We start from the raw sequence: 5,221 nt of genomic DNA on the forward strand, positions 1-5,221 counted from the left end.
CTGTTCCCAAGCGTGAGTAAATTCGGGGAATCTTAATTTCGGTACAAGTCTTTTTTCGTTATTCATTTTGTTTTTCTATCCTTTGCAAAAAATACAAGATGTGATATTATCAGCACCAATATGACTGGCGCCTCTGCTTTTGCACGCGTCAGTTCTCATTTCTTATCTTTGATACGTTTCCAAATTTCTAGTTCTTCCCAGTTTTTTGGTAATCCCATATCATGTACTGAAACAGCCTTATTTTTAGGTTCAGGGAATGTGTTTAGTAATTGATATAATCGCTGATTCCAAGTGGATTTAGGGTTAATTGTTGCCAATAACTTTTGCATCATACACAAATACATAAAAATACGATATTGATTTATTGAACTCAGATCATCTAGTGGTGCCGATGTATTAACGATATTTAAATTCCACAAACGACTATGATGAGCACAAACATTACGAATAAAGTTTAAACTCTTTAACCATTGTTCAAATGTTTTTCCGTCCTTAACGCCATATTTTAAGGCAATCGTATTTTTATCGTTATACCGTAACCCTGAAAATAACTGAGATAACAAGCCAAAATCCCAAACTTCCGCAGAAACCCAAATAGGCAATACACCAGCATATTGTTCATTGTAATGCTTAATAGCATCTCGTTTTTTAGCCCGTTCAATAAGCTGATTATGCTTATCTTTCCATTTGGAATATTTATCCCCTTTTGCAACAAAATTAGGATGTAAATAACAAACTTCTTTTCCTGTATCTGGATCTATGTGATAAGGCTCAATGTGTGCTAGTGGATGTAATTTCCCCAATAAATGTACCACATCATTTCTAACTGCCATTTCAATACGCTCTAATGCATCTAATGCGAGTAGACGTAACTTTTTGTCAAAAATATATAAATTTAGAACCGTGGAAAAGTAGGTGTTTGGCTTAAAATCGTCTAACAATACCAATTTTGCTTTATATTGAGATTGTATTTCATCTTTCTGTCTAAATGGATACCAATAGCCACTCAAACGATAATAACCAATATGTTGTAAATAATGCAAAACACGTGCTTTATTATCTAGTTGCATTCCTCGCGTTGTGAGTAAATCCAGCAATTCACTATAATCTTTCCATTCTTTAATCACTTTCATTTCACCAACCATGTTAGTTTTCCCCCACAAACTCATCCGCAAGTTCGTAAATGGCATTACGTAACTGATTGCGGTATTTCATTTTTGTCAGTTTTTTTACCTCATCATTTTGCGCAAGTTCGGGATAAGTGAGACCGGCTTGTTTGATTAAATCTGTAAGCTGATCATTATCATCTAAATCTTTTTGTTGGAATTGATGTTTCGCAAAAAGTTGACGAAGTTGGGCGTTGGTGATCACCTCCGTTAATCCCCATTGGAGACGGAAATCCAAAAATTGTTGATCTTGACTGGCGTTATTGGCTTGTTCAACAATAGAAATACCGTCTTTTTTAAATACATCTTTTAGTTTAAAAACGCCTTTTAGAATCGCTTTAGCCGCACGGCTGATACGTTGTGCAAAACTGCGATCTTCTAAGCCGTTGGCAAATTTTTCCAATTCTTTTTCCGTTTCTTTGGCTTTTTCCGTTTCGCCTGCTTGTACTTGTGCCAACAAGGTGGAAATTAATTCGGTTAAGTAATCGTAATTAATTTCCACATCTTTGACGTGGGTCATTTGTAGCTCAATTTGTATCACCGGAACATTTCGGCTTTTTGCCAAATGCCGTTTGAGTTCGTTGGTCAATGTGTTGGTGAGCATACTTTCTTCTTCACTGGTCATGCCAAGTTCGTGAATGAGTTTGTCCGGATTGTCATAATCAAAGCCGATGATTTCACCATTTTCATCTTCCACAGAATATTGCTTGATTTTGGCAATATTAGCGGTATAGGTGCGTAATTGTTCCAACATTTCCCATTTTTTTGTTTCAGATGGCGGTAGTTGACTAAAGTTATCCGTCATTTCACGCAGATCTTCCACAACACGTTTTGTCTCTTTGAGCAATTCTTCGTATTTAGGGGCGGTAATATTGTCCTTAACATTCGTGATTTTTCGTTCTTCGTCAGATAACTTGGCAGAATCTTTGTTGGCGTAAATGGACAATGCCTCATTCATTAACTTTTCATTATGAGCCGGCCAGCGGTAATTGATAATACGCCCCCAAGGTTTTTCGCGCATATCCGCCACGCGATTGGTTCTGGAATAGGCTTGAATAAGCCCCGCACCTTTTAAAGTGCGGTCAACATAGAGCGTATTTAATTCAGGGGCGTCAAATCCTGTCAACAGCTGATCCACTACAATCACAAGGTCTAAATATTGTTTATCTACCGCGGTGCGATTTAAACGGCTGGTGACATCTTGAGTATAAGCCGATACATCAGACATGGTGAAGTTGGTGCCAAATTCGCTATTGTAATGTTGAATTGCCTCGAATAATCCTTGGTTGGTTTCAAGCATTGTGTCGTTATTGCTGGTATTTTGGCTAAAGGTCACCGCAACTTTTAGCAAAAACTCGCCATTTTCTGACCGCACTTTATTGATGCGTTGGAACTCGCGGAAATACATCATTGCCATTGGCGTACTGGCTTTGCCGCCGCCCACGTGTGTGGTCAGTAACGCGTTATATCGTCCGCGATGGAGTTTGTTATCCCAATTTGAACGATTTTTCCAATGCTTGAAAATATCTTCCACCACTAACTTGACGTGTTCTTCATTTTCGTCATAAAAACTGGGTTCAATGCTGTCGTCCATATCTTGTTGTGTGAGATTGGCAATTTTCAAGGCAATTTGTTCTTCTGTCCAATGGGGATATTTCAGGCGATAGAATTTCGGCAGATGATCTTCTTTCATGCTTTTTTCGCTAATTGTGGTTTCGAAATCCACTTTAAAACCCAACACATTACGATCGGCAATCGCCTCTCGAATGGTGTAGGCATGCAAAAGTTCACCGAAAATATCTTCGGTTCGCAAGCCTTTTGTGGTGTCATCAAACATTGGCGTGCCGGTGTAACCAATCCACGCGGAATGTTTAAAGGCTTTTTGAATCGCGGAAAAATTTTCACTCCCCGTGGAACGATGCGCTTCGTCCACAATAAACACGATGTTTTTCTCGGGGGCTTTGAAAGAGGCACGTTTCACCAAGGTATCCAGTTTTTGCACGGAGGTAATAATAATTTGGCTACCTTTGCTGTGTAATTTGCGGTTTAAATCTGTGGTGTTGTTGGTATCCAGTACGCTACCTAGGCTATCTTCTGTGGCATCAGGATCATAAGCTCGATAGTTTTCGGTGGTTTGGTTAGTCAGTGCAATACGATCCACTAGAAATACCACTTTATCCACTTTCGGCGAACGACTTGCCAGCCAAGCGGTTTTAAAACTCGTGATGGTTTTGCCTGAACCTGTGGTATGCCAAATATAACCGAGTTTATTCAACGCTTGATCGAAATCCGCCTGCTTAAGTTTATCCATGACGCGACGCGTAGCATAAACTTGATAAGGACGCATGACTTTTAAGGCTTGCTTATTCGGCGTACCGTCCAAAATCATATAGTTGGTCGCCATTTGATGTGCCATAGGAATACTCAACATGGAATCGGCAAAGGCTTTCCAATGATAAACGGGTTTGTTGTCGGATTGGCGTTGCCAGTTGAAAGCAAAATCCTTATTAAAGCGATCCGCTGTGGTATTCGCCATATATTTCACATTGTTCGGCGTAATCGCGATCAGAATTTGTAACGTAGAAAAAATATCGCTGTATTGATTTTCCGCGATATATTGGTGCATCTGATTTAAGGCTTCGTTAATATCATGGGTTTCTTTCTTTTCTTCAATTTGAATAATGGGCAAGCCGTTAATCAATAATGTGGTATCAAATTGTCGATTTTCTTTTCCTGCAATAATCGCAGGACGTTTAATTTGATTGACAATTTGATACACCGTATCGCCTGCCCCGATTTGCTTTTGATCAAATACGGTTAAAAACACATGACGATCATCATCTAAATCAATTTCAATTTGTGATACACCGTTTGTACCATACAGAAACTGCCCTGCGGCATAAGGGGTGGATAAATTAGAAATAGTCCGTTTAACTTGGGCAAATTCCGCCGCACTTAAAGGGCGATCTAAGGTTTTTTGGTTGAGCTTTTCTAAAATTCTCTTGAAATTCGCCCATAAATCTTCAGTAGTTTTAATGGTTGGCTCATATTGCCACAGTTTGGTACGCACAACATAATCCGCAGGCGGCTCACCGACCATATTATCCGTAGCCGTAATCGTTCCGGTACAAAGATATTCAATTAAGGTTTTTTCAAATTTCAATTCGGGCATTTTTTCAGTCATGTTGTACTCGCTTTTGTAATTGGTGTAACACAAGTAATTTTTCTAAATTCGCGACGCGTTGTTTGAGATAGGTTAATTTTTGTTGCTTTAGGTAGGTTTCGCCAATTAACCGTTGTTCAGATAGACCGGGTAAATTCGGCAATTTTAATAATTTCAGTTGCTTAGTCGTATATTTCAACACTTGAGAACCTTGCAAACCACTGCTTAGTTGCTTTTGAATAAGGGGATTCTCATTTAATAAATAAACTAAATAACTTGATGCGATTTGATTGTTTGGCGTTAATTTGACGTAATTTTGAGTATATAAAAAACCTTGATGTCGTTCGCTAACAATCGTAGCTTTACCTGAAATCAGACTAAAGACCACATCCCCTTTGGAAAGTAAACTGGTTATTTTATCCAGAGTTTTGATTTGTTTAGAAAGTCCTGCTGAGCTATCCGACAAATAGAGATCTTGTTCTAAATTTGCTTGGCCATAATAAGTATAAACAGGAGCGATGGGATCACTCACCTCAGAAATACGAAACTGGGCTTGTCCGCTATTGATCTCAGAAATATCACTCAACAACATAAAATTGTGCCTTAAATAAATTACATAATCAGTATTCTAAGCTCAAGCATAACTTTAAGCAAGACTTTTGTAATTTTTTGAAATTACATTTTTTACATAAAGATTGCTTTTTCTTCTTTTGTATAGATCAAAATCAAAAAAAAGTCATTTTTTACAAGACAAACGGGCAAAATAGCTTTACTATATCGCACGTTTAAAAACCTATTTTAGATTAACCATAGAAGGAAAATAAAATGGCAAAAATCGTTAAAGTAATTGGTCGTGAAATCATCGACTCTCGTGGTAACCCAACTGTTGAAG

Annotated in this window: 3 protein-coding genes; all 3 read right to left on the minus strand. The window is 38.2% G+C overall.

All coding sequences use genetic code 11. The features are described 5' to 3' along the window. Positions 1-155 precede the first annotated feature (155 nt). The 3 genes from Q0O89_RS10240 to Q0O89_RS10250 are packed head-to-tail and all read right to left on the minus strand — an operon-like array spanning position 156 to position 4,921. The gene (locus Q0O89_RS10240) at positions 156-1,145 is read right to left on the minus strand and encodes an Abi family protein (RefSeq protein ID WP_293731595.1); all 990 of its coding nucleotides are present in this window, start codon (positions 1,143-1,145) and stop codon (positions 156-158) included. Between the two features lies 1 nt (position 1,146). Then, complete coding sequence (locus Q0O89_RS10245) at positions 1,147-4,350, minus strand: HsdR family type I site-specific deoxyribonuclease (RefSeq protein ID WP_293731596.1); 3,204 nt, start codon at positions 4,348-4,350, stop codon at positions 1,147-1,149. Next, complete coding sequence (locus tag Q0O89_RS10250; protein WP_293731597.1) at positions 4,343-4,921, minus strand: restriction endonuclease subunit S; 579 nt, start codon at positions 4,919-4,921, stop codon at positions 4,343-4,345. The genes Q0O89_RS10245 and Q0O89_RS10250 overlap by 8 nt, the downstream gene beginning before the upstream one ends. Positions 4,922-5,221: the final 300 nt, after the last annotated feature.

The organism is uncultured Actinobacillus sp., assembly GCF_945915845.1.
Classification (GTDB): Bacteria; Pseudomonadota; Gammaproteobacteria; order Enterobacterales; family Pasteurellaceae; genus Exercitatus.